Origin of the sequence: Mucilaginibacter sp. R-33 (assembly GCF_049949235.1) — a bacterium.
Lineage (GTDB): Bacteria > Bacteroidota > Bacteroidia > Sphingobacteriales > Sphingobacteriaceae > Mucilaginibacter.
Genome location: NZ_CP188089.1, coordinates 4,650,177 through 4,676,310, shown reverse-complemented (window position 1 = coordinate 4,676,310; position 26,134 = coordinate 4,650,177). Strand labels below are relative to the sequence as shown.

Annotated in this window: 23 protein-coding genes and 2 tRNA genes; 13 read left to right on the top strand and 12 right to left on the bottom strand. The window is 42.1% G+C overall.

What is annotated here, in order from left to right; translation table 11 throughout:
• Nucleotides 1-100: 100 nt before the first annotated feature.
• The gene (locus ACP26M_RS19175) at nucleotides 101-646 is read right to left on the bottom strand and encodes a peroxiredoxin (RefSeq protein ID WP_090535023.1); all 546 of its coding nucleotides are present in this window, start codon (nucleotides 644-646) and stop codon (nucleotides 101-103) included.
• Nucleotides 647-832: 186 nt separating this feature from the next.
• Between ACP26M_RS19175 and ACP26M_RS19170 the strand changes: the two genes are divergently transcribed.
• Together ACP26M_RS19170 and ACP26M_RS19165 are read left to right on the top strand one after the other, a co-directional pair.
• Entirely contained in the window at nucleotides 833-2,737 is a 1,905-nt protein-coding gene (locus ACP26M_RS19170; RefSeq protein WP_426582383.1) for a YARHG domain-containing protein, read from the top strand.
• On the top strand, nucleotides 2,734-3,366 hold the full coding sequence (locus ACP26M_RS19165; RefSeq protein ID WP_426582381.1) for a DUF2306 domain-containing protein: 633 nt from the start codon (nucleotides 2,734-2,736) through the stop codon (nucleotides 3,364-3,366). Before ACP26M_RS19170 ends, ACP26M_RS19165 begins: the two co-directional genes overlap by 4 nt.
• Before the next feature lie 139 nt (nucleotides 3,367-3,505).
• Here the strand turns inward: ACP26M_RS19165 and ACP26M_RS19160 are convergent, their stop codons facing one another.
• The 7 genes from ACP26M_RS19160 to ACP26M_RS19130 form a co-directional block, all read right to left on the bottom strand.
• Entirely contained in the window at nucleotides 3,506-4,672 is a 1,167-nt protein-coding gene (locus ACP26M_RS19160) for a toxic anion resistance protein (protein ID WP_426582379.1), read from the bottom strand.
• 87 nt (nucleotides 4,673-4,759) lie between these two features.
• On the bottom strand, nucleotides 4,760-5,374 hold the full coding sequence (locus ACP26M_RS19155) for a TerD family protein (protein ID WP_426582377.1): 615 nt from the start codon (nucleotides 5,372-5,374) through the stop codon (nucleotides 4,760-4,762).
• Between the two features lie 4 nt (nucleotides 5,375-5,378).
• A complete protein-coding gene (locus tag ACP26M_RS19150; RefSeq protein WP_114939325.1) occupies nucleotides 5,379-5,933 on the bottom strand; it encodes a TerD family protein in 555 nt (184 codons plus the stop codon).
• Nucleotides 5,923-6,768 carry a phosphoribosyltransferase family protein gene (locus tag ACP26M_RS19145; RefSeq protein WP_426582375.1) on the bottom strand — a complete coding sequence of 282 codons (846 nt, stop codon included), beginning with the start codon at nucleotides 6,766-6,768 and terminating at the stop codon, nucleotides 5,923-5,925. The genes ACP26M_RS19150 and ACP26M_RS19145 overlap by 11 nt, the downstream gene beginning before the upstream one ends.
• Nucleotides 6,765-7,460 carry an HAD family hydrolase gene (locus tag ACP26M_RS19140; RefSeq protein ID WP_426582373.1) on the bottom strand — a complete coding sequence of 232 codons (696 nt, stop codon included), beginning with the start codon at nucleotides 7,458-7,460 and terminating at the stop codon, nucleotides 6,765-6,767. Before ACP26M_RS19140 ends, ACP26M_RS19145 begins: the two co-directional genes overlap by 4 nt.
• A gap of 138 nt (nucleotides 7,461-7,598) precedes the next feature.
• The gene (locus ACP26M_RS19135) at nucleotides 7,599-8,267 is read right to left on the bottom strand and encodes a TerD family protein (RefSeq protein WP_426582371.1); all 669 of its coding nucleotides are present in this window, start codon (nucleotides 8,265-8,267) and stop codon (nucleotides 7,599-7,601) included.
• A gap of 4 nt (nucleotides 8,268-8,271) precedes the next feature.
• On the bottom strand, nucleotides 8,272-8,847 hold the full coding sequence (locus tag ACP26M_RS19130) for a TerD family protein (protein ID WP_090531232.1): 576 nt from the start codon (nucleotides 8,845-8,847) through the stop codon (nucleotides 8,272-8,274).
• Nucleotides 8,848-9,233: 386 nt separating this feature from the next.
• On the opposite strand from ACP26M_RS19130, the gene ACP26M_RS19125 reads away from it, so the two are divergent.
• The 11 genes from ACP26M_RS19125 (at nucleotide 9,234) to ACP26M_RS19075 (ending at nucleotide 20,782) form a co-directional block, all read left to right on the top strand.
• Nucleotides 9,234-9,965 carry a hypothetical protein gene (locus tag ACP26M_RS19125; RefSeq protein ID WP_426582369.1) on the top strand — a complete coding sequence of 244 codons (732 nt, stop codon included), beginning with the start codon at nucleotides 9,234-9,236 and terminating at the stop codon, nucleotides 9,963-9,965.
• A gap of 80 nt (nucleotides 9,966-10,045) precedes the next feature.
• Entirely contained in the window at nucleotides 10,046-12,820 is a 2,775-nt protein-coding gene (locus tag ACP26M_RS19120) for a TonB-dependent receptor (protein WP_426582367.1), read from the top strand.
• Between the two features lie 9 nt (nucleotides 12,821-12,829).
• A complete protein-coding gene (locus ACP26M_RS19115) occupies nucleotides 12,830-14,005 on the top strand; it encodes a DUF4249 domain-containing protein (protein WP_426582365.1) in 1,176 nt (391 codons plus the stop codon).
• A gap of 46 nt (nucleotides 14,006-14,051) precedes the next feature.
• Complete coding sequence (locus ACP26M_RS19110) at nucleotides 14,052-16,436, top strand: hypothetical protein (RefSeq protein WP_426582363.1); 2,385 nt, start codon at nucleotides 14,052-14,054, stop codon at nucleotides 16,434-16,436.
• A gap of 187 nt (nucleotides 16,437-16,623) precedes the next feature.
• A tRNA-Asp gene (locus tag ACP26M_RS19105) sits at nucleotides 16,624-16,700 on the top strand.
• Nucleotides 16,701-16,809: 109 nt separating this feature from the next.
• Nucleotides 16,810-16,883 (top strand) — tRNA-Asp (locus ACP26M_RS19100).
• Nucleotides 16,884-17,007: 124 nt separating this feature from the next.
• Nucleotides 17,008-17,910: a helix-turn-helix domain-containing protein gene (locus ACP26M_RS19095; RefSeq protein ID WP_426582361.1), complete on the top strand. Its 903-nt coding sequence runs from the start codon at nucleotides 17,008-17,010 to the stop codon at nucleotides 17,908-17,910.
• A 93-nt stretch (nucleotides 17,911-18,003) separates the two neighbouring features.
• A complete protein-coding gene (locus ACP26M_RS19090; protein ID WP_426582359.1) occupies nucleotides 18,004-18,837 on the top strand; it encodes an oxidoreductase in 834 nt (277 codons plus the stop codon).
• Between the two features lie 41 nt (nucleotides 18,838-18,878).
• The gene (locus tag ACP26M_RS19085; protein ID WP_426582357.1) at nucleotides 18,879-19,610 is read left to right on the top strand and encodes an SDR family oxidoreductase; all 732 of its coding nucleotides are present in this window, start codon (nucleotides 18,879-18,881) and stop codon (nucleotides 19,608-19,610) included.
• Nucleotides 19,611-19,697: 87 nt separating this feature from the next.
• Nucleotides 19,698-20,543 carry an oxidoreductase gene (locus ACP26M_RS19080; RefSeq protein WP_426582355.1) on the top strand — a complete coding sequence of 282 codons (846 nt, stop codon included), beginning with the start codon at nucleotides 19,698-19,700 and terminating at the stop codon, nucleotides 20,541-20,543.
• A complete protein-coding gene (locus tag ACP26M_RS19075; protein ID WP_426582353.1) occupies nucleotides 20,504-20,782 on the top strand; it encodes an Atu4866 domain-containing protein in 279 nt (92 codons plus the stop codon). Before ACP26M_RS19080 ends, ACP26M_RS19075 begins: the two co-directional genes overlap by 40 nt.
• A 185-nt stretch (nucleotides 20,783-20,967) precedes the next feature.
• On the opposite strand, the gene ACP26M_RS19070 is transcribed toward ACP26M_RS19075, so the two are convergent.
• From ACP26M_RS19070 to ACP26M_RS19055, 4 genes are all read right to left on the bottom strand, one after another.
• Nucleotides 20,968-21,897 carry an NAD(P)-dependent oxidoreductase gene (locus tag ACP26M_RS19070; protein WP_426582351.1) on the bottom strand — a complete coding sequence of 310 codons (930 nt, stop codon included), beginning with the start codon at nucleotides 21,895-21,897 and terminating at the stop codon, nucleotides 20,968-20,970.
• 258 nt (nucleotides 21,898-22,155) lie between these two features.
• A complete protein-coding gene (locus ACP26M_RS19065; protein WP_426582349.1) occupies nucleotides 22,156-24,297 on the bottom strand; it encodes a carboxy terminal-processing peptidase in 2,142 nt (713 codons plus the stop codon).
• 189 nt (nucleotides 24,298-24,486) lie between these two features.
• The gene (locus ACP26M_RS19060; RefSeq protein ID WP_176625616.1) at nucleotides 24,487-25,110 is read right to left on the bottom strand and encodes a hypothetical protein; all 624 of its coding nucleotides are present in this window, start codon (nucleotides 25,108-25,110) and stop codon (nucleotides 24,487-24,489) included.
• Nucleotides 25,111-25,291: 181 nt separating this feature from the next.
• Nucleotides 25,292-26,134 carry an isoaspartyl peptidase/L-asparaginase gene (locus ACP26M_RS19055; RefSeq protein WP_091172868.1) on the bottom strand — a complete coding sequence of 281 codons (843 nt, stop codon included), beginning with the start codon at nucleotides 26,132-26,134 and terminating at the stop codon, nucleotides 25,292-25,294.

The window sequence follows — 26,134 nt, the reverse complement described above, 5'->3', positions numbered from 1 at the left end:
ATAAAAAACAACTTCAATTTAGGCTTTCGTTAGCTTTAAAAAGGGTGTAAAAAATCCCCGCACCGAAATACAGTACGGGGACGTTTATCTGTTGTATAAATTATACAGTTAAAGTTTCCTGACCTTTTTCCCAGTTGCAAGGGCAAAGTTCGTCAGTTTGTAAACCGTCAAGTACACGTAATACTTCTTTCACGTTACGGCCAACGCTCAGGTCGTTAACTGATACCCAGCGAATGATACCTTGTGGGTCGATGATGAAAGTAGCACGGTAAGCAATTTTTTCAGTTGGCTCTAAAATGCCCAGGTCTTCAGCTAATGATTTTGAAGTATCAGCAAGCATAGGGAATTTCAAATCGCGCAGATCGTCATGATCTCTTCTCCAGGCAGCGTGAACAAATTCAGAGTCGGTAGAAGCACCGATCAAACGGGTTTCGCGGTCGCGGAATTCGCCAAAGTTTTTGTTAAACTCAGCAATTTCAGTAGGGCAAACAAAAGTGAAGTCTTTTGGCCACCAGAACATTACAGTCCAAACGTTATCATCGTTGGTTAAATACTCAGAAGTAAGGGTTTCAAACTCTTTACCTTTTTCAAGGCTTACTACTGCTGTTTTAGAAAATTCGGGGAATTTTTGTCCTATCGTTAACATATTTTGATATTTCTTTTAATGTTTATGCAAATATAAAAATTTTAAACCGCCTCCCGAATACTAATAATTGATGCTATATAGATTTTAACTATATAATTATTGTATAATATAGTTGATTTTTATTTGGGCGATTTTAAGGGTTTTGGCGCGTTTTTACTATTTCAAAAAATACGTTACCTTGGTTGTATGAAAACTAAACCTGTCCTTATTATTACCTTAACGGTTGTTGTTTTAGCTATAGGCGGATACTTTTTATTAAAAGGAAAGAGCGCTTCATCTCCAAAACAAGGAGATATAACACAGTTCTTAAAAAGCTTCAATCAACAGTTAATTAAAGGTAACCGCGACTCACTGCTTGCATATTTTCCGGATAAACAAAGCAGTGAACCTATCAACCGGCTAATCACGGCTTTGCTCAACAAAACCGAAGATCCTGAAACTTCGTTTAAGCTTGAGTTGAATGTTGATCAAAGCACAATCAGCTTTACAAACCCCGAACTTGCGGTTGCAGTTGTGCCGGTAACGTTTAGTGGTGACCACCTCAGCAACAAGCTAAGTAGTTTAACTTTCACTATCCAAAAAGAAGAGAATAACAAATACAAAATTTACCAGGTAGATGCTGCCAGTTTTATGACTGATTATATAGCTTATAAAAGCAGTGCCTGGCAAAAAAATTACAGTGATAAAGAGATTTACAGCCCGGTTACTTTAAAGGCTTTCGCCGATGCTAATAGTTTAAAAACCAAATACGATAGTGTGATTTGGTTTAGCCATATTAAAGGTCAAACCTATTTTTATGTGGTAAAAGGCAAATGGGATTTTTCAGAACAATTTCAGCAGGAAAAAGATACCGCTAAAACCTTTAAAATGGGTTTAGTAAGTCCTGATTACAAAGAGATAATTCCGGCCGAATACGATCTTGTATATACCATAGGCGGCACTTTTCCTAACCTTGTTGAAGTAGAAAAAGGCCACAAACGCGGCTTCTATGACCTTAGCGGCAAAGTAGTATTACCTGTTGAGTACGACCAGATATTCCCCCTGAACGACGCTGAGTACATTGCTGCTATTAGGAAGGGTGACGATTATTTTTGGCTGAAAAGCGATTACTCCGTTTCTGAAAAAGCAGGCATCAGGGTGAAGGATATTTTCGGTAAACTTAAGCAACCGGCTTCGTTCACTTTAAATCAAAGCCCGGCAGGTGGGATTACCGAGTTTAATTCGAGGGAGCAGCATGGTGCAATTTACATACCGCCGTCATATCTTGATGATCTGCATTTAATTTCCGGAATTAAACAATTTAAAAATCCGTTGCGAAACCATGTTTATTTTGAAGAGTCAAGCAGTCGGTACATTGTAAAAGCCAAAGCTTTGCCTGTAAACAGTTCAGCAACAGGTAGCGATAATTGGATCCAAAGTGCTTATTACTCCATCCGCGATTACTTTATAGGTGGCCGGGCGGAATTTTATGACAGCAACAATATGGTGCTTATTGATATCAAGAATAATAAGCTGTATGGTTACCGGATCAATACCGATATTAATACTGAAGAAGGTGGCAGCGAATTCAGCGGCCGTTGCAATGAGTTTAACATCAATGTGCTGAGCGATTCGTTACTGGAGGTTAAAGTAACATCTGTTGGAAGTATTGAATTATATAACAGCACATATCTAAATGAACTGCCAGTATTTCATCTGTTAAAGATACAAAACGGCAAGGTGGAGGAAACGATGAACACCAAAAGGGTTTTTGCATTTACTAAATTCCGTAAAATGGACAATCATTTTATTGATGGCTGTTACGTTTGTTATAAGATGATCGATGGCCGATATGAAATGACGAGCAGTGGGGCAATTTCGCCAGAAGTGCTGCGATATATGAAAAACGAAATCTATGCCGATTATAATTATAAGTTTAAAGACAAACGCTGGACGGAAATGTTCGAACAACAATTTTACGGGCATTATAAATCAGAAAACCTCAGCGTTCAGGATTCGCTAACCGAGATAGATAAATATAACATTCAGTGGATTGATCAGAAGCTAAAAGGATTGCCGGCAATAAAGCCTAATGTACTTGCGGCAAAATGAGCATTACCGCTCGCATATTAAGATACTTTTCCTTTTTTTGGGTGTTTGTGCTTTGTGCGGGCACATTTATTCAATACTGGGATTTTAATCACGATTCGTACTTTTTACACATTAAACAAAAAGCTGTTGAAACCGGGTGGTACCTGCCTGCTTTTTATTGCCATATTATAGGCAGCAGCGTGATCCTGCTGGCCGGATTCTTTCAGTTTTCAAAAAAGGTATATAATAATAAAGCGCTGCACAGGGCATTGGGGAAATTGTATGTGTTTGGTGTGCTTTTTTTTGCTGCACCGGGGGCCTATGTCATGACGCTTTTTATTAACCGCGGCACAGGCGTATTTATATCGTTCCTGCTTCAGAATACACTATGGGTGATTTTTACTTTGGCAGCATTCCTGCTGGTTAAAAACGGCCGCATAGATGATCACATTAAAATGATGAACCGCAGCTATGCCCTCGCCTTCGGCGCGGTTACCCTGCGCTTTTATATCTGGCTGTTTACTGTTTTAGGTAATGGCGTAAACTTTCATAATAATTACCTCATTATCGCTTTTTTAAGCTGGGTGCCTAATTTGATTTTGGCTGAGCTTATAAACAGGTATGGGAAGATGCCGGTTGAGGTAGGGTGAAGATGGTGCTATCTTCTCTAAAACGTCATTGCGAGGTACGAAGCAATCCCCGACTTTACAGGGCGAGTATGCATAGCTGCTCTGCTTATTGGTGATTGCTTCGTACCTCGCAATGACGTGAATTTTATAATCAAGATGGTTAACTCACGCTCGTTACCGTTTTCTTCAATTCTGTTTCCAGGTTTTGAAGCTCAGTATTCAATGTGCGGCGATTGGCCGTGCCTTCATCGTGGATCCGTTTTACCTCGGTAAGGGTTTCAATAAGTGATGAGGTAGTCTTTTTCAGCGTATCCAACGATACTACTGTTTTTTCATTTTCGCGGGCTACGTCAATGCTGTTTTGTTTCAGCATTTCGGCATTCTTTTGTAAAATTGTGTTAGTGGTATCCGAGATCTTTTTCTGCATCTCCACATTCTCTTTCTGGCGGTTGAGGGCCACAGCTATAGTAAGTTGATTTTTCCAAACCGGGATAGTGGTTGATACTATAGACTGTGCTTTCTCAGCAATGGTAGTATTGTTGTTCTGCACCACACGGATCTGTGCCAGCGATTGAAGCATAATAAAGCGAACTACCTTCAGGTCGGCAAGGCGTTTATCCAAACGGTTTACAAAATCGCGCAGATCGGCAATTTCATAGTCCTGGTAGCCTGTCGGATTACCGTCCATCACCGCCAGTTTTTCGTTAAGCTCATTGTACTTAAGCTGGCCGGCTATAATCAGGTCTTCCATTTGCTTAATGTAGGTAACGTTGCTGTCAAACATGGTTTGCAGCGAGCTGTTATCCTTTAACGAATTAACACGGCCTGCCTTGATCTTATTGGTGATCTTATCGATGTTATTAACCACGGTATCGTATTTCTGGAAAAGCTTTTTGGTATCAACCACCAGCTTTTTCATGAACGGGATATGTGATATAAATGAGGTGAACGCGTTTTGGTTCAGCTCGTCAACGTCGATATAATTAAGCTCGGTAAGTAACTCGTTAATCAGCCCGCCTACTTCGCCAGAGTTATAGGTACGTACCGAAGTAAGGAAGTTATTGCTGTATTTCTCCATTGAGTTTTGTACCTCAACGCCGTAGTTAAGTATGGAGTTAACATCGGCTGGATTGATATCTTTCCCCATTTCACCGTACTTTTGCAGGTCCTGGTTTGGTATAGCGTCAAGGTTGACATTACCTTGTTTATCCACCTTCATAGGCACATTGCCGGTTGGTGCGGCTGCCGCCGGAAGATCCTGATTGGTTGGAGTGATCAGCGGTGGTATATTCAGATTTAGTTCATCATTGTTTGGTGCACTTTCCATAATCTTATTATTAATGATTTAGTAGTACTTAATTAGCTGATCTTAAGCGCCACCCGGCTTAATACTTAAGATCAATGAATTAAACTTTTACAAGTAGGTTGCGGTTACAGTTTTCACTGTTTCTTCCAATTTACGGTCGCGGGTTGGTTCGCCGATGGCATTAAATTTCCACTCGCCGTTCTTTTTGTAAAACACGCCCATCACCATAGATACATGGCCTGCAAAATCCTTGCTGTGCGCAATATCATAAGTAGCGAAGATTTCGTTAACGCGGGTTGGTGTACCTTCATAAATGCGGATAGAGGCAAACGGTATAGTACCAAAATCCTGGCCGCGGAAGCTGTTCAATACAAAGGCTACATAGCTCATGGTTGGGCTCAGCGTAGCAAAATCAACAGTGATTACTTCGTTGTCCAGCCCGTCATTACCTGCCATATCGCCTGTAAGGTCATCGCCGCTATGCCTCACGGAGTGGTCTTTTGAGCGCAGGTTGCCAAAGTAGATCACGTCAACCAGGCGTTTGCTTTCATCATATAAAATGCAACTGGCATCAAGGTCAACAGCTTCTTTGGTGGTGCCAAAGCCAAATAAGCCCTTCTTTTCAATAGCGCCCCAGTTTATCCCAACGCATACATTTTGCAATTTGCTGCCATTACTTTTTTCAAGGCTAATTCGCTGCCCTTTTTGAAGATTGATAGCCATAATTTTAGTTGTATTTGTTTAAATAATCCTGTAAGCCGCCTTTCATGCCAGCGCCAACAGCTTCAAATTTCCAGTTGTTATCTTTTTTGTAGATACGGCCAAACTCCACAGCGGTCTCTATCGAAAAATCCTCTTCCAGTTCGTATTTCAAAATATCGGTATTGGTAGCAGAATCAAAAATGCGCACGAAAGAGTTACGTACCTGTCCGAAGTTCTGGCGGCGGCTTTCGGCCTCATGAATGGTTACCACAATGCAGATCTCGGTAGCACGCGGGTCGATCTTTGACAAGTCGACAATGATCTGCTCATCGTCACCGTCACCCGCACCGGTTAGGTTATCACCGGTATGCTCAACTGCACCATCAGGAGATTTTGGATTGTTGTAGAAAACGAAAAATTCGTCGGCCAGTATTTTTTTATTATCGCCCATGATGAACACCGAAGCGTCGAGGTCAAAGGCCGAGCCTGTTGATGAGCTGTTTGTATCCCAACCAAGGCCTATCGTAAATTTAGGGGCACCAATAGTTTCCCTTTGGCCTTTTTGCAAGTTAATTGCCATGCTGAATTAGTTTATTGTTGTTTATTAATAGGTTTTGTTTAATAAAGTTTAAGTTAGGCGCATAAGCTTCAATGGTGTGATAACCATTACCCAAAGCCATATCATACAGCAAGTTTATGAAATTGCTGTCTTGATCTTGTATAAAGATGCAAAAACTTTCGTGATCGTAATTTAAAATATATTTTACTATGCGGGTGTTGATACAAAATTTGCTGCCCTTAATGATATCATTTAAATGATAGATGTTTTTAACATGGTGATAATTGAGGTAGTTCTCAATATTGGGGTGTATGTTTTTGTTCACCAGTTCGGCAAAGTACAGCATGTAAATGTCGTTTTGTAAGCCATACTCATCTACCATTTTCATGATCATGCGCTCATGACTGCCAGTGATCTTGATGTCATCTAAAAAAAACAGGGTTTTGTCTTTAAGAAAATCCTTATCAATATGAAACGAATCGTTACCTATTAAATTAATCCTTTGCTCGGCATCCAGCTCGCCATAATCTTCCTTATAAGTTATGGTGCGATGAACCTTGGTTTCCTGCACAACAGGATAACCGTGATTAGCCAGCCAGCGGTTAAGCCGGCATACAAAGTGGTTTTTCATAGCGAAGGTAGCCGTAGGGATAAACGAGTATGGGCTCGATATCACTACTATTTGTTTTTTTATGGGCTGCCTGCTTAAATGCTCCGCGATGAAACCATCTGCCAAATCGGTACCGAAATAACGGGATACTTTACCATCGCCAAATTTAAAGCGACTGTAATCATCCGCATCGAAACCGAAATGTGTTGCGCTGTTGATATGGTGTAATGAGTAGGTAGCTTTCATAAACTTAATAAGGTTAAAATGGATAAGTTGTTTGAATTGATGAGCAGGCTATCAAGGCCTGCATCTTTAGCCCCCGCTATATCTGCCGCCGGGTTATCGCCTATATGTATGATACCTGACCGGTCTATCTGCTTTGGTTTATTACACTCTTTAACTTTTTGCACCATCAGCTTAAATAAATCCCCGTTTGGTTTCGACATCCCCTCCTCGTCCGAATAGATCTGAAAGTTAAAGAACGTATCCAACCCCAATTTAACCATTACCTTGCGGAGCGTTTGTCCTTTTATAAAGCCTGTATTACTTAAAATACTCAATGAGCAATCACCTTTTTGTTTTAGATGCTGTAGCACCTCAATTGTTACAGGTGAGTAAAGCACCGGCAGATAGTAAAACAGCAGGGTTTCCATGTCGGCATACAGCTTATCTACATTAACATCGGCGAGCGGATACTGATTGTCATTAATTGTGCTGATCACCATCAGGTACATTTCATCGGCATCAATGTTTTTGCCGGTACGTTCATTTACGGCATTGCACATCAGGTCAACCTGCCTGAAAGCCCTTGCCACCTCATCGACACTTTTACCTGCCGGATTAAAATCCCGGTGAAAGATCTTGGTGCGCTCTATTTTAAAGTAAGGGTTTGACTTGATCAGCGTGAGCCATAGATCAAATGAATAGTGCTGGTACATTTATGTTTAGGTAGATGTGTTTAGAGGCTTTACTTAAACGCGTCATTGCGAGGTACGAAGCAATCCCAAACTATACAGAGCGGACCTGCTGATCGGGGATTGCTTCGTACCTCGCAATGACGTGGTTTATTAGTTTCTTTAATATCCTTTCAACATTTCCGAAAGGCTATCGGTAGTAGCCGGATCGCCAATGGCGCGGAATTTCCAGGTGCCGTCCTTGCGATAAACTTCGGCAAAAGTCATGGAGCACATGCCGTTGTATGTTGAATCGCCGGAGAGACTGAATTTTGCAATCTCTTTACCGTGGCTATCCACCGCGCGGATAAATGCATTCTCCACCATGCCAAAGTGCTGGTTGTTTTTACGGCCCTGATAAATGGCTACCAGGAAAAGGATGCGGTCATATTTCGGATCGAGCGAATCAAGCTTTACGATGATCTGCTCGTCATCGCCCTCACCGGCCCCGGTGCGGTTATCGCCGGTAAGCCAGATGTGTCCCGAAGGATGGCGCATCGAGTTAAAGTAAATCACATCTCCCTCGAACATATTGATAGTACGCCCATTAGCGGTTTGTTTGGCATAGCCGCGATTCGCTACTTTACCGTTTTTATCTAACAAAAACGCTATTGCATCCAAATCATATTCAGCTTCTTCGGCACCGCCAAACAGCTTGCCTAAAAAGCCGCCACCATTACTTTTCCTAACGTCCCAGCCTAAACCAATAGTTACCGAGGAGAGGTCGAAACTTTCGCCTTTATCATTTTTACGAAGGTCAATTGTTTGACCTTTTACCAAATTTATAGCCATTGCCCTATTTGATTATTTGCCCTTTGAAATATTTACTTAAAAAGAAAGCCAGGTCTTCTTTGTAACCAACGCCTGATGCTTCAAACTTCCAGGCGCCACCGCGTTTATAAAGCCTGCCAAACTCGATTGCTGTTTCGATAGAAAAATCCTCGCCCAGCTCATATTTACAAACTTCGGCGCCTGTTTGATTATCTAAGATACGAATGTATGAGTCACGTACCTGGCCAAAATTTTGACGGCGGGCTTGTGCTTCGTGAATAGTTACCACAAACAGGATCTCCTGGATGCGGGCATCTACTTTGGTCAGGTCAACAGTGATCGATTCATCATCGCCTCCATCGCTGTTACCGCCTGTTGGGTCATCGCCGGTATGGTGAACCGATTGCTCGGGCGAGTCGACATTATTATAAAAAACAAAAAATTCATCCTGGGGCACCAGTCGGTTAGCATCGATCATAATAGCCGATACGTCAAGATCGAAGTCATAACCTGTGCCTTCGTTTGGGTTCCAGCCCAAGCCAACTGTCATTTTTGAAAGGCCGATATCAATTTTCTGCCCTTTTTGTAAGTTAATAGCCATTTTAGTATGTGTTATTTTTAGGTAAAACCTGTGTAGCCTATTGGGTTTGCGCGGCGCTGCAGGTATTGAGCCGGAGACAAACCGGCAATTAAACGCTTAATCTAAGGTAGATGTTTTATTGAGGTGATATTGTAAAATTGTCTACACAAAAATAAGACGATGACAGGGGGCGGTTGTTACAGAAGAGGGGAGATAATTTAGTTGCGTAATACGCAATTATTAACAATGGTTGTTGCATTTGTTTTAGCTCATTCGTAATAGTACATTGTAGTCCCCCAGTCGCTTTTTTATGTAACACGATTAATACACTTGCTTTAGCGTATTAAGGGAGAGGGGTTTGGTAATTAAGTGAAAGTCATGTAAATTCCGTTTTTATAAAAACCTAAATGGTAAAAAAATCACTCCTGGCCTTAGTTATCACCTGGGGCATAATGGCAAACGGTCATGTTTCTGCACAAACGGGTCCCGATAGCACGGGTTTAGCCCTCGTAATTGCTAATTATCACACTGCTATAGGGCAACAATCACACTTATATAACGGACCCGAATATGAGTTTTATGATCCCATAATAAAAGGCAACGCATATGTTTTTGACAATAAGTCATTTACGGCTGGAGATGTAAAATACGGTTTAGCGGTTTATCGCGATGTCCCGATGTTATATGACCTGAATAAAGATTTGGTGGTTATACTGCTTTATAATCACTTTACAAAAATTTCATTACCAAGCGAGCGTGTGCCGGAGTTCTGGCTACTTAACCATCATTTTATACGCATTACTACCGATTCGACAGGCCAGGCCCGCCTTGCTACCGGTTTTTATGATCAATTATACCAGGGGAAAAAGATCGGGATCATTGTAAAAAGAGCCAAGAGCATCCAAACCAACACGGGAAACAATACCATCGAATCTTTTTTTAGCGAAACCAAAGATTATTATGTTAAAAAAGGGGATAACTATTTCAGCTTTAGCGGAAAGAGCGGACTGTTAGATATTTTTAAGGATAAAAAGAAGGAGTTGCGGCAATATATAAAAGCAAATCATATCGACTTTCGCGAAAATCAGGAGCAGGCTATAGTGGATGTAACTACTTATTATGATCATTTAACTAATTAATGCGGCGTGCCTTATTATTTAATAACAGGGCAAAAAATAATATAGCATTAATGTATACGGCAGGAAAATAAAATAACCGGATGAAAAAAATTTACTTTTTAAGTTTCTGTTTTTTGATTTTAATTAAACTGTGCCAGGCCCAGCAGGGTCCGGTAAAATCAATCAGCGTAAACTTTCAACAAGCTACTATTGAGCAGTTTGTAACAGAGCTGGAAGCAAAATCAGGCTTTCATTTTTTTTACGACGCCATGCAGTTTGACAGTTTGAAAGTAACTCTGCAGGCAACCAATAAACCTATTGAAACCATATTGAGCCAGGCTTTTAAAAACACTGGTTTTAATTTCGCCATAACCAAACATCAGCAAGTGTTTTTAACTAAAGGGCGTGAAATACAAACCGGGCTGGCGGTAGGTTATTTTGGCATTACAGCTGCCAATGCAACAGCAGCAAATATGAGTGTGTCACCGGCTAATGCTGATCTTGATAAAGATAAAAAGATACCCGAAGCAACAACCGAAAATAAGCTATACGAAATAGGGATCAAAACCAACACTATTGAGGCAGGTACGGCAACGCTTTCGGGGTATGTAAAGGAAGCTAAATCGGGCGAATCTGTAACAGGTGCCAGCATATATGTAACCAATACCAAAACGGGTGTAGCTACCGACCAGTTTGGCTACTTTACTATCAAATTGCCCAAGGGCAGGCAGGTTTTAAGCGTTCGAGGCATTGGCATGCGCGATACCCGCAGGCAGATCATCCTTTATTCGGACGGGAAAATCATTATTGAAATGCAGGAGCAGGTAACCAGCCTTAAAGAGGTAAAGATCTCTGCCGAGAAAGTGGCTAATGTGCGTAATGTTCAATTGGGGGTGAACAGGCTTGATATTAAAAGCATAAAACAGGTACCTACCGTATTTGGCGAAGCCGATATATTAAGGGTGGTGCTTACCCTGCCCGGCGTTCAATCGGTAGGCGAGGCTACCACGGGTTTTAATGTACGCGGGGGCTCGGCCGATCAGAACCTGATCCTGATGAATGACGCCACCATTTATAACCCCTCGCATTTCTTCGGCTTTTTTTCATCGTTTAACCCCGATATAGTTAAGGATATCGAATTATATAAAAGCAGTATCCCCGAAAGATTTGGAGGGCGTTTGTCTTCGGTATTGGATGTAACCAATCGTGAGGGAAATAAGAAGAAATTTACCGGTTCGGCAGGCATTGGTTTAATCACCAGCAGGCTTAATGTTGAAGGACCTATCATCAAGAATAAAACCTCGTTTTCATTTGGCGGCCGCACCACTTATTCCGACTGGCTCCTCAAGCTCCTTCCAGATGCCTATAAGCACAGTTCGGCCTCATTTTATGACCTTAACCTGGATATAAGCCACCAGATTGATGATAAAAATAATCTGTATCTAACCAGCTACATAAGCAAAGATAAATTCAGGCTCAATAGTGATACTGCTTACAGTTACAGCAACAGGAATATCAACCTTAAATGGAAGCATAATTTTAACAATAAACTATTCAGTGTTATTACGGCCGGGATAGACAAGTACCAATATGATGTTTCAAGTGCTGATAACCCGGTAAATGCTTACAAGCTGAATTTTGATATTAACCAAAGTAATTTTAAAACGGATTTTACTTATTACCTTAACCGCAAAAACACTGTCGATTTTGGGTTAAGTTCCATTTATTATAAGCTCCATCCGGGCAGCTTTCAGCCTCTTGGCGCCCAATCATTGGTAGCTCCTGATGTTGTTGCCACACAACAGGCGCTGGAAAGCGCCTTATACCTGGGCGATAAGTTTGACGTGACCGACGATCTGTCGATAAGCGGTGGTGTAAGGTATTCAATCTATAATTTCCTGGGGCCGCAAACGGTGTATAACTATGCGCCTAACCTGCCTAAAACAAGCGCCAACCTGTTGGATAGTACCAACTACGCAAGTGGTAAGTTTATTAAAACTTATTCGGGGCCCGAAATCAGGCTTTCGGCCAGGTATCAACTGGGCGATAACCTATCGATCAAGGGCGGCTATAACACACTCAGGCAGTATATTCACCTGTTATCAAACACAACAGCCATATCCCCAACCGATGTTTGGCAACTAAGTGATCCTAATATCAAACCTCAATATGGTGACCAGGTATCATTAGGCCTTTATCATAATTTAAAATCAAACACCATTGAAACGTCGGTCGAGGTTTACTACAAACGATTAAGGGATTATCTCGACTATAAGAGCGGTGCTAACCTCGTATTAAACCATCATATTGAAACGGATGTGGTGGGTACAAAAGGCAAAGCATATGGAATTGAGTTTTTAGTAAAAAAAGCTACTGGGAAAGCCAATGGATGGATCAGCTATACTTATTCGCGCACATTTTTAAAGCAAAATGACCCTAATGTCGGAGATTTGATAAATGGTGGTGCTTACTATCCTGCAAATTTTGATAAACCCCATGCGTTTAATTTTATCAGTAACTACAGGTTTTCGCATAGGTTCAGTGTTTCTTTAAATCTTACTTACAGCACGGGCAGGCCTATTACCCTACCTATTGCCAAGTATGAGTATGGTGGTTCCGAGCGGGTATTTTATTCGGACAGGAACCAATACCGCATTCCGGATTATTTCAGGTCGGATTTTTCAATGAACATAGAAGGCAACCATAAAGTGCACCAGTTAACACACAACTCATTTACAATAGGTGTATACAACTTAACCGGCAGGCAAAACGCGTATTCAACATTCTTTACCGAGCAGGGCGGGGTCATTAACGGGTATAAGCTGTCAATATTTGCCAAGCCTATTCCATTTATTAATTACAATATCAGGTTTTAATTGAAAGCGATGAAAGGAAAACGATATATATTGATTTTATTATTGCTGGGAGGCATATATAATGCCTGTAAAAAGCCTTATAACCCTAAAATTGTTGACTCTCCCAATCATTACCTGGTTGTTGAAGGGGTGATAAACAATGGCAGCGATTCAACTATAATAAAATTAAGCAGAACGGTTAAAATTTCGGGCAATGTAAGCACAAGCGGAGTTGATAATTGCGCGGTATCTGTTGAAGCCGAAGGAGGAATAGCATATTCACTTACGCCCCGGGGAAATGGGACTTATGTTATACCTGCGCTTAACCTGGATGTGTCAAAAAAGTACCGTGTGCATATTGTCACTAACGATAATAAAGAATATGTGTCGGACTATGTTGAGGTAAAAAAGACACAGCCAATTGATAGCATAGGGTTTAATATTAAAAATGGTAACATGCAGGTTTATACAAATACGCACGATGCCTCCAATAGCTCCCGATATTACAGGTGGAGTTATGAAGAAACGTGGCGCTTTCATGCTAAATATCAATCGGCCTATATGGTAGATCAGGTAAACAAAAAAGTCGTCGGTCGGCCTCCCAGTGAGTATAATTATTATTGCTTTGCGGGGAGCAAATCAAGCACCATAGTGATAGGATCATCAGCTAAGCTATCACAAGATGTAATATACCAGCAACCGGTAACAACCATAGCCTCGACATCTGAAAAAATTGAAATGCGTTATTCTATTTTGCTGAAGCAGTACGCTTTAACAAAAGAGGCTTATCAGTTTTGGGAAAATATGAAGAAGAACACCGAGCAATTGGGGAGTATATTCGATGCGCAACCATCACAGCTAACGGGTAATATTCACAACCTTAAAGATCCGGCCGAACCTGTTATTGGATATATAAGTGTAACTAATGTTCAATCAAAACGGGTATTTATTGATAATGCCGATCTCCCTCGCGAGTGGGTGGCAACGTACCCGTATGATTGCGGTCCGCCTGATACTGCACTTTTTTCCAACCCTAAAACGCAGCAAAATGACGTATTAAACATGATTATTAATGGTAGCGGGATACCCGTAGCCGATATAACCGACAAAATGAACGTAATAGGATATACTTATTCATCAATTGAATGTACCGATTGCAGGATCAGGGGACGAGTACAAACTCCCTCATTTTGGATAGAGAGATAAAAAAGTTATGAATGATGCCATGAAAATAAATCAATAAGGTTTGGCTATGAAAGAAATTAAAAAACTTGCTATCGTTCCACTGCTTTTAGGCATGCTGCTCTTATCGTTAAACGGGTTAGCACAAACTATAAATCAAATTTCCGAGAGCTTTAATAAATATGGCCAAACTTCCTTACAGGAAAAAATATTTGCACACACCGATAAAAGTGTATATATGACCGGGGAAATTTTGTGGTTTAAAATATATAACGTTGATGCTACTTATCATAAGCCGCTTGGCCTTAGCAAAGTTGTATATGTTGATGTATTGGACAACAAGCAAAATGCCATAATACAAACTAAAATAGAAATGAAAAACGGCCTCGGGAGTGGCTCTGTTTATATACCGGTATCGGCAAGCAATGGTAATTATAAGTTAAGGGCCTATACCAACTGGATGAAAAATTTTAGTCCTGATTATTATTTTGAAAAGGCTATAGTCATTATCAATCCGTTAAAATCTCCCGAAGCCACGAATAAAGCACAGTCACCGGGCTACGATATTCAGTTTTTCCCGGAAGGAGGGAACCTTGTTGCGGGTATTAGCAGTAAAGTTGCTTTTAAGGTTACAGCATCAGACGGTACAGGCTTAAGTGAATGCAGAGGTTTTATTGTTGATCAGAAGCACGATACGGTAGCGCGCTTCCGGCCATTGAAATTTGGCATTGGCAGCTTTTTATTCACCCCAATAGCCGGGAATGTTTATACGGTTGTTATTAAATCGGGCAATACCCCGGCTGTTACCAAAGAGTTACCTGCCGTTGAAAGTCGGGGTTACGTAATGGCTGTAAAAGATGCAGGTAGCACACGGGTGGAGATCACAGTAAAAGGCGCCGGCGTTGAAGCTGGCGAATTATATCTGTTTGCTCATACAGGCCAATCGGTTAAAGCCGGCATAACAGCACCCTTTAATAGCGGTGCTGCCATTTTTACGCTTGATAAAGCTAAATTGGGCGAAGGAGTGTCGCACTTAACAATTTTCAATAGCGCCAGACAACCCGTGTGCGAAAGGCTTTATTTTAAACGTCCCAAACAAAACCTCATTATCGAGGCCTCCGCTGATCAGCCTTCATATACCCGCCGTAAAAAGGTAAGTGTGGACATCGCTGCCAAAGAATTTTCGGGGCGCGTAAAACCTGCTAACCTGTCAATGTCGGTTTATAAGATTGACTCATTACAAAATATTGATGCCGGCGAAATATTCAGTTATATGTGGCTCAAGTCAGATTTGCGGGGAAACATTGAATCGCCAGGCTACTATTTCAAAAATATCGATGCTGAAGCCGACACTGCCCTTGATAACCTCATGCTAACACAAGGCTGGCGAAGATTTCAATGGGATAATGTATTTGGTAATAAACAGGCCGCATTTAGTTTTTTGCCAGAGTATGACGGGCACCTGATTACCGGTAAAATAACCAATACGCAAACAGGTGGTATTGCCAAAGATGTAGTGGCTTATTTAAGTGTACCGGGAAAGCGGGTACAGCTTTACGCAGCAAAAAGTGATTCGACAGGCAGGTTGATTTTTAATACAAGACAGCTTTATGGTCCCGGCGAAATAGTAGTTCAAACCAATTCAGAACGGGATACCACCTATCATATTGATATTTTAAGCCCTTTTTCTGAACAATTCGCAAAATCCCCAATATTAAAATTTAACCTAACCCGGGGCATGCAAAGCGCCATTGAAGAACGAAGCCTGGGTACACAGGTTCAGAATATTTATTTAGGCAATAAGATCAAGCACTTTTATGAGCCGCAGGTTGATAGTTCGGGTTTTTATGCAACCCCCTATAAAACCTACCTTTTGGATAACTATACCCGCTTTACTACAATGGAAGAGGTATTGAGAGAGTATGTAAGAGAAGTTTGGGTTAACAGGTCGCAAAAACGGTATCATATCAAAGTACTTAACGGTAATGGTTTTTTAGATGGCGATCCGTTAGTAATGCTTGACGACGTGCCTGTTTTTAACATAGATAAGGTTATGGGTATTGACCCGTTGAAAGTTCGTAAGCTCGAAGATGTTCCGTACCGGTATTATTGGGGCCCATCTGTTTACGAAGGAATCTTAAGCTTTACAACTTATAAAGGCGATCTTGGCGGTGTTGAAATAGACCCCAAGGCCGTAGTGCTCGATTATGAAGGTCTGCAATTGCAGCGTGAGTTCTATTCTCCGGTATATGACACTGAACAGGGAGCTAAAAACCGGTTGCCCGATTTCAGAAACCTGCTTTATTGGGTTCCGGATATCAATACTTCAGCCGCAGGTAAAAATCAGTTGTCGTTTTATACGTCTGATCAAACAGGGAAATATATAGGAATTGTACAAGGAATTACGGTACAAGGTGACATCGCAAGCCAATATTTTAGCTTTGAAGTGAATTAACTACTATTAAATTTCTACAGGATTTATATTTTGTGATTTGCTTGTTTATGGTTGATTATCAGTAATTTATAATCGCCAAAAAAGGCGCACCGCGCAAAAAAGTGCTTAATTTTTTAAATAATGAACTTTTTTGAAAAAACAATTTGTGTAGAATAAAATGGTTTGTATATTTGCACACCCAAACGGAGGAGTGGTAGTTCAGCTGGTTAGAATACATGCCTGTCACGCATGGGGTCGCGGGTTCGAGTCCCGTCCATTCCGCCAAAAGCCTTACTGAAAAGTAGGGCTTTTTTGCGTTTTAAGCTTTTTTTATTTTAAGTTCTACAATTTGTGTAGATCAAAAAGGTTTGTATATTTGCAACCCCAAACGGGAGGAGTGGTAGTTCAGCTGGTTAGAATACATGCCTGTCACGCATGGGGTCGCGGGTTCGAGTCCCGTCCATTCCGCTAAAAACATTCAAAGAATGTGCAAAAGCCTTTAAATCATGCGATTTAAAGGCTTTTTGTTTGCCTCAAAATATTTAATTATCCCCGTTTTGATGCCTCGGTTTGATTTTTGTAACTTTACTTTATGTCGAAAGCAGAAACACTTCAAGATTTTTATCAAAGAAAGGTTAACTGGCTGCCCGGTAACCTTCAGCAAAACATCGGTCACTTTAATGTATTCAGGATTGAGGATTGTATTGGCCCTAACGCAAAGCAGGTAACCTACAGCCGCCGTACCTTTTATAAGATCAGCCTGATGCGCGGCGATAATATCATTCATTATGCCGATAAAAGTATCAAACTTTCGGGCTCAACACTGATGTTCTTCAGCGCCATGGTGCCGTATACATTTGAGCACATGTCTGATGACCGCACTGGTTTCTTCTGCATATTTACCGAAGAGTTTTTTCTGGAGAAGTTCCGTACCGGCTTAAGTGAGTTTCCGATGTTTGGCCTTAATGCCAAGCCGGTTTATGCCTTAAATGATGAACAGGACGCTTATGTAACCGCTCTTTTTCAGAAAATGCTGTCTGAGATTAATACCGAGTATGCTTTTAAATATGATCTGCTCCGTAATTATGTTACGGAAGTAATTTATTATGCGCTTAAAACGGAACCATCCGAAAATGTTTATAAGCATGTAGATGCCAAATCACGCATAACATCAGTATTTACCGAGCTGCTTGAAAGGCAGTTCCCTATTGAAACCCCTTCACAGCGGTTTGTATTGCGATCGGCCAATGATTTTGCACAACGGCTTTCGGTGCATGTAAACCATCTGAACAGGGCAATTCGCGAAACTACCGGCAAAACCACTACCGATCATATTGCCGACAGGCTGCTGAGCGAAGCCAAATCATTATTAAGGCATACCGACTGGAACATTTCTGAAATTGGTTATTGCCTGGGCTTTGAAGAGCCGACACATTTTAATAACTTTTTCAAGAAACAAACCCAACAAACGCCAAGCTCGTTTCGGAATGTTTGAATTTTGTAACCTTTGGTTTGATTAATGTAATGTGCCCCCTTTGTTGCTGCTGTAACTTTGTTTTATCTCAAACAAACAAAGCAAACAATTTTTATGGACAACAACAAAGTATGGTTTATTACCGGGGCTTCGAAAGGCTTTGGCCTCAGCTTAGTAAAACAACTACTGGATGCAGGACAGCTTGTTGCCGCTACTTCCAGAAATTTACAGGAATTAACCGATGCGGTTAATACAACAAGCAATAATTTTTTACCCCTACAGGTCGATCTGGTAAACGATAGCAGCGTATCGCTTGCATTACAACACACTTATGAGGCTTTTGGCCGTATCGATGTAGTGATCAACAATGCCGGTTATGGCATCGGCGGTGCTATTGAAGAACTCAGCGATGCTGAAACCCGCATGGCGTTTGATGTAAATGTATTTGGCACCTTGAACGTGATCCGTGCGGTAATGCCATACCTTCGCAAACAACGTTCGGGCCATATCATTAACATTTCGTCTATAGCAGGTATTACAGCAAATACCGGATGGGCTATTTATGCCGGATCTAAATATGCGGTGATCGGCATTTCTGAAGTGCTTGCAGCCGATGTTAAAGAATTTGGCATTAAGGTAACCGTGGTTGCTCCCGGCGCTTTCCGCACCAGCTTTCTTACTGCAGGATCGCTTTCAATTACTGACAACCAAATTGATGATTATACAGAAGTACGTGCCATTCATAACAAATACCTCAAAATGGACGGCAAGCAAGCCGGTGACCCGGAAAAGGCTGCAACTGCTATTATCAACACAGTTTATGAAGAAAACCCGCCGTTATACCTTTTATTAGGTGGCGATGCGTACAATCGTGCTTTGGCAAAGCTTGATACTTTACACAATGAAATCAGGCAGTGGGAGGATGTAACCTGCTCAACTGATTTCTAAATTTATTCCGTTTACCCTATATCTACCTATATAAACACCAAATGGAAAGTATCAAGGATAAAGTGATTGTAATAACCGGTGCCAGCAGCGGCATTGGTGTATCTGCTGCCCGCAAGCTGGCGCTGCTCGGTGTCAAAGTTGTTTTGGCTGCCCGCCGCGAAAGTCAGTTGAAAGACCTGGTACAGGAAATTGGCGAGAATGCCATGTATGTGGTAACCGATGTTGCCAAGCGAACTGACCTGGATAACCTCATTCAGCAGGCCATAGCCAAATTTGGCCGCGTTGACGTAATGTGGAACAATGCCGGCATCATGCCCATCTCTTTTTTTGAAGAAGGTCATGTTGATGAATGGGACAAGATGATCGACATTAATATTAAGGGTGTATTGTACGGGATTAATGCTGTGCTGCCCCACATGCTTGAACGCGGCCAGGGGCATATCCTCTCCACATCATCGGTTGGTGGTTTAAAAACGTCGCCGGGCATCGGCGTTTACAGCGGCACCAAGTTCGCGGTTAAGGCTATTATGGAAACCCTGCGCGAGGAAGTTGCCCAAAACATTAAGGTAACCACCATTTACCCCGGCGCAACTAAATCCGAATTAGGGCATGATATTACCAGCCCTAAGATTAGGGGCTTGTACGGCAACCTTGCGAACATGCCAAAACTTGATGATGAGGCTATAGCCAACGCGGTGATTTACGCTATAAGCCAGCCGGATAATATCTCTGTTAACGAGGTGGTGGTACGGCCGCTCGGACAAACACGATAATGTCAGTCATCCGGTCAAAATAAGTGAAAATCATAAACGATCACTAAGATCGTAACAAGTAAAATCAAAATCTATCAAATATAACATATGGAAAACAACAAAGTATGGTTTGTAACCGGTGCCTCAAAAGGACTGGGACTTGCCTTAGTAAAAAAATTATTGAATGAAGGCTATAAAGTAGCCGCCACATCGCGCAATTTAAGCGATTTGACCAAAGCAGTTGACACACAAAGCGAGCAGTTTTTACCCCTCGCCGTTAACTTGACCAGCGAGGACAGTGTGCAGGAAGCCGTTGAGCTTACTGTAAAAACCTTCGGAAAAATTGACGTTATTGTCAACAACGCCGGTTACGGATTATTAGGCGGTATTGAAGAATTGACCGACCGGGAGGCCCGTGATAACTTTGAGGTTAACGTATTTGGATCATTGAATGTGATCCGTAAGGCGTTGCCTTATCTGCGTGCTCAAAAATCAGGTCATATTTTAAATGTATCGTCGATAGGTGGTTTCACCGGCGCGTTTGCAGGCGGAGGTATTTATTGCGCCACCAAGTTTGCCGTTAATGGTTTCTCCGAAACATTATCAGCCGAAGTTGCACCGTTTGGCATAAAGGTTACCATTGTACAGCCGGGTTATTTCAGGACCAATTTCCTGTCGGCCGGTTCACTGGCGGTACCTCAAAACCAGATAGCCGACTATCAAAACGTCCGCGATACAGTAAATTTTCACCAAAACGACATGGACAAGCAACAGGCCGGCGACCCTGAAAAAGCGGCCGCGGCTATGATCAGCATAACTAACGAAGCTAACCCACCGCTAAATTTATTTTTGGGCGAGGATGCTTACGGCCTGGTTGAGAAGAAGCTTGCCTTCGTTCAAAACGAATTAGAAACATGGAAAGATTTAACACTTTCAACAGCAATACAACAATAAACGCACTCCATTATATAGGTGTATGGGTTACCCGCGATGGGTTTATCCGTCACGAATTTTTGCCTAACGGCCGTTACACCGAGGCCCGTGGCGACAAACAAAATGCCTACACAGGTTATTACAGCGTATTAGGGAACCACGTTGAATACCTTGACGATACAGGCTTTACCGCCGAAGGTGATTTCAGAGACGGGGTGTTTTACCATGCCGGCATGGTATTGTACAAGGAAACGGCATAACGAACATCTCAAACAATGCAGTTATCATTTCTACGACCCAGCCGGAAATGTATCTAAACGGAAATCTCCTGCACCATGCATCTTTATAAAGTATGCATGGTGCAGGAGATTTCTCTTTCATGTCATTTACAGGGGAGTTCCTTACGCTGTCGAATTATTAAAGATATGTGGCTCCGACACTTTGCCTATCCTTTAAAATCGGTCAGCTTTTCGGCCATTACCTCGCTGATCTTCCGGTATGAATCAAATGTCCAGCCGGCAACGTGAGGGCTTAACAGCACTTTGCCGCTTTGTTTTAATTCCTCAAACCATTGTTGTTCGGCAAGGGCCGGGAATTTTTCAACCTCCAATACATCCAACCCAGCCCCTAAAATTTTGCCTTCGCGTATGGCGTTCAGCACGGCACTTACTTTAGCAGTTTTGCCGCGTGACGTGTTTAAGAAAAATATAGGCTTTTTAAAGTGGAAAAGGTATTCATCATCCACCAGTCCGTCGGTTTCTGCATTTAAGGGGATATGCAGGCTCAGTACATCGCTGTGCTTTACAATTTCTTCCATGCTTACCTCGCGCGCATATTTATCACTGAAACCGGTTTTATACTTATCGTAAGCAATAACATTTACCTGGAAGCCCGAAAGCTTCCGGGCAAAGCTGCTGCCCATATGGCCGTAGCCAATAATACCTACTGTTTTACCTTTTAGCTCGTAACCCCGGTTAGCCTCGCGCTGCCATTTCCCCGCGCGGATTTCGGCATCACCGCGGTTTAGGTTGTTCATTAATGACAGCAGTAAACCTATAGCATGTTCGCCTACGGCATCCGAATTGCCTTCGGGTGCGTTGATGAGTTTTATGCCTTTTTGAGCAGCATAGCCTTCATCTATATTATCCATACCGGCACCGGCGCGGGCTATGAACTGTAAGTTGGTGGCAGCATCAAGCACGGCTTTATCCACCCTGAATTTTGAGCGGATCACCAGGCCTGCATAGTCGCCTATGATTTGCATGGCTTCGTCGGCCTTTATCAGCGGACGGTAATCGCATGTATAACCTTTAGCTTCGGCCTGCTCCATAAATATGGCGTGCACATCATCAACAATAAGAATATTATTTTTCAACTTGAATTGATTTTTAATAAGAGGCCAAATTTACAAAATGCCAGGGTATTAGCCGGCAGAGTTTTATAACAGGGAGGTGATTTTTACTATACAAATATAAAAGCGTCATTGCGAGGTACGAAGCAATCCCCAACTTGCAGGTCCGCCCTGTATAGTTCGCGATTGCTTCGTGCCTTATAATGACGTGTTGGATGTGGCGCCAAATAAAAACGCCCGGAATCTTTCAATTCCGGGCGCTCAATATTATTAATAATTTGCTTAGTTAGCCGGTTGCGATACGCTTGTATACTTATTATCAAGGCTGATATAATCGGTCATGATTTGGCCGGCTTCGCGTTTTACAAAGTCAAGGTCTTCGTTTTTAGGTTTGGTTTGACCCTTTTTAAGGGCTGGCAAACCTAATGCTACCCGACGCAGGTTGTTACGCTCAAATGATTTCGCTTCATCATCGTCACGTTGTTTCTTCAAATCAGATTCTTTTAACGATACGCTGTCATCGGCATCATGTTTTTTGAAATCGGCAATATCTTCAAGCAGGTATTTATAGCTGTCGCTGCCGGCCATGCGTTGGTCGTGCAGTTTTTTTAGCTGTGGCAGTACGCCGGTAAAATCGCCTGTTTTGGTATAATCTGTTTTGGCAATGATGTCAAAAGGCATTGCTGATGGTTCGGTATCTTCGCCATATTTATCCAATGGAATAACCGATGGGAATGAAATATCAGGTGTTACCCCTTTGTGCTGGGTTGAATTACCGCTGATACGATAGAATTTAGCTATGGTAAGATTAAGTTGTCCGTAAGTGCTTTGGCTGCCCGTTGAGGTTGTTTTTTTACCGCCGCCAACAACGCCTGCAATTTTTTCACGAAGTGAAGAACCAATCACCCTGTCAAGATCGATAGCGCTTTGTACCGAGCCTTTACCATAAGTTTGGGTTCCCAATATTAACCCGCGGCCGTAATCCTGGATAGCGCCTGAGAAGATTTCAGAGGCCGAAGCGCTGAAACGGTCAACCAGTACCGCCATAGGGCCGCTATAGGTGATGTCCGCATCTTCGTCTTTATCAATTTCCACCTGGTCTTTAGTGTCACGTACCTGTACTACAGGGCCGGTTTTAATAAACAGACCGGTAAGCTCAATAGCTTCCATCAATGAACCACCACCGTTTTCACGCAGGTCGATCACCAGGCCGTCTACATTTTCTTTCTTTAACGAGTCAAGGATCGCCTTAACATCGTGAGTGGTGCTTTTGTAGTTAGGATTACCTGCTTTATAATCATTAAAATCAATGTAGAAGGCAGGGATAGATATTACACCTATCCTAACCGTTTTACCATTGCTGTTGTAAGAGCGGATCTCTTTTTTGGCCGATTGGTCTTTCAGGATGATTTTCTCACGTACCATTTCAACCACTTTGGGTTTGCTTGATGCATTTGCACCGGCAGGCAATATTTCAAGCCTTACCGTTGTGCCTTTAGTACCGCGGATGATAGCGATGGCATTATCAACACGCCATCCCACCACGTTCTGGAATTCGCCGGTTTTACCCTGTGCTACTGCAACAATACGGTCATCGACGCTTATCTGGTGGCTTTTATCTGCAGGGCCGCCCGGTACAATGGTTTTAATGGTTACATACTCGTTTTCCACCTGTAGTGAAGCACCGATCCCCTCAACCTGGCGCGACATTTCGATATTGAAATTAGCTGCGTTTGACGGGTTAAAGTAATTAGTATGCGGATCGATAGCCTCTGTAAAGGCGTCCATAAAGTATTGAAAAACGTCCTGGTTTGATAGCTTGTTGGTTTGTGTTAACAGGTTTTCGTAACGTTTCTTAAGTGTTTCCTTGTTTTTGGCCATATCTGCATTGGCCAGTTTCAGGTTTAGCAAATCGTATTTTACGCGCTTGGTCCACATGGCATCCATTTCGCTTTGCGAAGCAATCCATGGCAGTTTATCACGATCATAAACAAAGGTTTCAGTTTTATTGAAATCGAAATTTTTATTGATCTGCTCAAGCGAATATTTTACATGCTCGATATATCTTTTCTGAAAAACGTTGAAGATATAAAAAGCATCGGCCAGGTTGCCGGCTTTAATATCATCATCAAGTACGGTTTTATATTTTTCAAAATCCTTGATATCAGATGCTAAAAAATAGCTGTGGTTCTCGTCGAGCGATTTGATATACCGGTCGTAAATGATGGCGGATACTGAATCGTTCAGCGGAACTTTTTTATAGTTGTAGTTAGAGATTAATGATGCTACCTGCTTACAAACAAGGCTTTGCTGTTCATCGGGCTGTAAATCATTTGAACCTGCTACTTTAACAGGTTTGGATGGTGATGCTTTACAGGCGAGGGCTGCGCCCAGCACCAATAACAAATATACTTTCTTAAACATATCTTTTACTGTAGTTAAATCGGGGTTGGTGTAAAACATCAATACTTGTGCCTATTATTAATTTGCTAATGTAAAATAAAAAAGAGACAGTCAATATGCTGTCTCTTAATTACTAATAACAATAATACGATTATGTTTTACTAATAGTATGCAGGCAGCACCATTTTACGTTTTTGTTACAAAAAAATACTATTTGTTAACTGTTTTTGTACCTGCATCGGCGGTTTCGGCAAAATGGGTTTCGGTATGCAGCGTGTTGAATTTATTGTCTTGTAAATAGCGCGTTTTTTTCTCTACAGTAGCCAGGTCAAAAGTCAAACCGCGGGCAACAGCCAGTTGTCGGGCTTCGGCCAGGTCTTGTTTAGCCTGTGTATAATCGCCGTAATCAGCTTTTACAGTCGCAAGGTCAAGCAGGTTGGCTATGGTATGCCTGTCGTCGTTTTGCTGGCGCGATATGGTGATACTTTGCAGCAGGAACCATTTTGCCTCAGCCAGGCGGTTTTGTTTCATATACATCTGGGCCAGGTCGCTAAAGTTGTAGCTGGCGGCATTGTACACATGAAAACGCATATTGTGCTGCGCGGTTTTCATAACCGATTCCTCGATCATGGCCAGTACATATGGGGTATGTTCAATAGTAAACGGGCGGATCTTTACTTTAGCCAATGCAGGAGCGGGCAGCCTTTTAATAGAGTGGCTTTGTGCATAAGCCATTTGCGGAGACCGGGTACGCTTATTGAATGGCTTGTAATACCATTGCGCTGATGCATCGAACCCAACAGCGCATAAAATAATAAGTAGGAAATATCTCATCTAATCTTTTTCCTGGGTTTAAACTGTTTATTTTTAAATTAATCAGCTTAACAAATGTAATTATTTGTTAACGGGAAAACAATACCCGTAAAATGCAGTAAATACGTAAACGCCTAAAGGCCACCGTTATTTTACAGGTGCTTAACTTATACCCTTTCTACGGGAAAAATAAATTTAGGTTTTAGTTAAAAACTTCAATATCTCCGTCATGCAGGGCCCATACCATGTAAGGGTGGGTGTCTGAGTGATAGATCTGCCCATCAGTAGTAATGCCTATCACACCGGCAAAGCCATCGTAAGGTTTCATTTCATCGAGGGTTTTTTCGGTAGCGGCCATAAGGGGCATGCCATCGGTTACTCGTGTAACAATTTTAACAGCTACCGAGCCACTTACAATATCTTCACCTACGCCGGTACATGAAACGCCGGCAAACTCATTGGCATAATTTCCTGCAGTTGTGGCCGAATCACTAACACGGCCGGGAATTTCAAAACCTTTGCCCCCGGTACTCGTTGCGGCTGCCAGGTTTCCATGCACATCCAATGCAACGCAGCCCACGGTGCCAAGCCTTATAGAATCGCTTAGTTTTTGTTCGTATTCGTGACGTCGCTGTGGGATTTCGGGGTTATAATATTTATGACCGTTTTCTATAGCAAAATCGCAAGCTCCTTTGCCGCTCAATACACGATCATCATAGGCTTGAAGTTTTTCGGCTACACAGATAGGGTTTTTAACATCTTCAATGTTGATGACGCCCGAAAAGCGTTGGGTTTTGCCATCCATCAAAGAGGCACTGAGGCGGATCTTGCCATCGCTCTGGATCTGTGATCCCGTTCCGGCATTAAAAAGCTCGCAATCTTCAAGCAGCCTTACGGTATAAACGGCCGTTTCGGCAGCAGTGTGATGTTGCAGGTGTTTGTATCCTAACTGCACTATGCCGTTCAGGGCTTCCTGTTTGGCCAGCTTTACTTCCTGGTTGGTATGCGATTCGCTAAAAAAACCGCCGTGAATAATTATTTTCAT

What these genes read in the sequence shown, in the direction of transcription:
- ACP26M_RS19175 (WP_090535023.1), bottom strand. Translation starts at nt 646, where the DNA reads ATGTTAACGATAGGACAAAAATTCCCCGAATTTTCTAAAACAGCAGTA.
- ACP26M_RS19170 (WP_426582383.1), top strand. Translation starts at nt 833, where the DNA reads ATGAAAACTAAACCTGTCCTTATTATTACCTTAACGGTTGTTGTTTTA.
- ACP26M_RS19165 (WP_426582381.1), top strand. Translation starts at nt 2,734, where the DNA reads ATGAGCATTACCGCTCGCATATTAAGATACTTTTCCTTTTTTTGGGTG.
- ACP26M_RS19160 (WP_426582379.1), bottom strand. Translation starts at nt 4,672, where the DNA reads ATGGAAAGTGCACCAAACAATGATGAACTAAATCTGAATATACCACCG.
- ACP26M_RS19155 (WP_426582377.1), bottom strand. Translation starts at nt 5,374, where the DNA reads ATGGCTATCAATCTTCAAAAAGGGCAGCGAATTAGCCTTGAAAAAAGT.
- ACP26M_RS19150 (WP_114939325.1), bottom strand. Translation starts at nt 5,933, where the DNA reads ATGGCAATTAACTTGCAAAAAGGCCAAAGGGAAACTATTGGTGCCCCT.
- ACP26M_RS19145 (WP_426582375.1), bottom strand. Translation starts at nt 6,768, where the DNA reads ATGAAAGCTACCTACTCATTACACCATATCAACAGCGCAACACATTTC.
- ACP26M_RS19140 (WP_426582373.1), bottom strand. Translation starts at nt 7,460, where the DNA reads ATGTACCAGCACTATTCATTTGATCTATGGCTCACGCTGATCAAGTCA.
- ACP26M_RS19135 (WP_426582371.1), bottom strand. Translation starts at nt 8,267, where the DNA reads ATGGCTATAAATTTGGTAAAAGGTCAAACAATTGACCTTCGTAAAAAT.
- ACP26M_RS19130 (WP_090531232.1), bottom strand. Translation starts at nt 8,847, where the DNA reads ATGGCTATTAACTTACAAAAAGGGCAGAAAATTGATATCGGCCTTTCA.
- ACP26M_RS19125 (WP_426582369.1), top strand. Translation starts at nt 9,234, where the DNA reads ATGGTAAAAAAATCACTCCTGGCCTTAGTTATCACCTGGGGCATAATG.
- ACP26M_RS19120 (WP_426582367.1), top strand. Translation starts at nt 10,046, where the DNA reads ATGAAAAAAATTTACTTTTTAAGTTTCTGTTTTTTGATTTTAATTAAA.
- ACP26M_RS19115 (WP_426582365.1), top strand. Translation starts at nt 12,830, where the DNA reads ATGAAAGGAAAACGATATATATTGATTTTATTATTGCTGGGAGGCATA.
- ACP26M_RS19110 (WP_426582363.1), top strand. Translation starts at nt 14,052, where the DNA reads ATGAAAGAAATTAAAAAACTTGCTATCGTTCCACTGCTTTTAGGCATG.
- ACP26M_RS19095 (WP_426582361.1), top strand. Translation starts at nt 17,008, where the DNA reads ATGTCGAAAGCAGAAACACTTCAAGATTTTTATCAAAGAAAGGTTAAC.
- ACP26M_RS19090 (WP_426582359.1), top strand. Translation starts at nt 18,004, where the DNA reads ATGGACAACAACAAAGTATGGTTTATTACCGGGGCTTCGAAAGGCTTT.
- ACP26M_RS19085 (WP_426582357.1), top strand. Translation starts at nt 18,879, where the DNA reads ATGGAAAGTATCAAGGATAAAGTGATTGTAATAACCGGTGCCAGCAGC.
- ACP26M_RS19080 (WP_426582355.1), top strand. Translation starts at nt 19,698, where the DNA reads ATGGAAAACAACAAAGTATGGTTTGTAACCGGTGCCTCAAAAGGACTG.
- ACP26M_RS19075 (WP_426582353.1), top strand. Translation starts at nt 20,504, where the DNA reads ATGGAAAGATTTAACACTTTCAACAGCAATACAACAATAAACGCACTC.
- ACP26M_RS19065 (WP_426582349.1), bottom strand. Translation starts at nt 24,297, where the DNA reads ATGTTTAAGAAAGTATATTTGTTATTGGTGCTGGGCGCAGCCCTCGCC.
- ACP26M_RS19060 (WP_176625616.1), bottom strand. Translation starts at nt 25,110, where the DNA reads ATGAGATATTTCCTACTTATTATTTTATGCGCTGTTGGGTTCGATGCA.
- ACP26M_RS19055 (WP_091172868.1), bottom strand. Translation starts at nt 26,134, where the DNA reads ATGAAAATAATTATTCACGGCGGTTTTTTTAGCGAATCGCATACCAAC.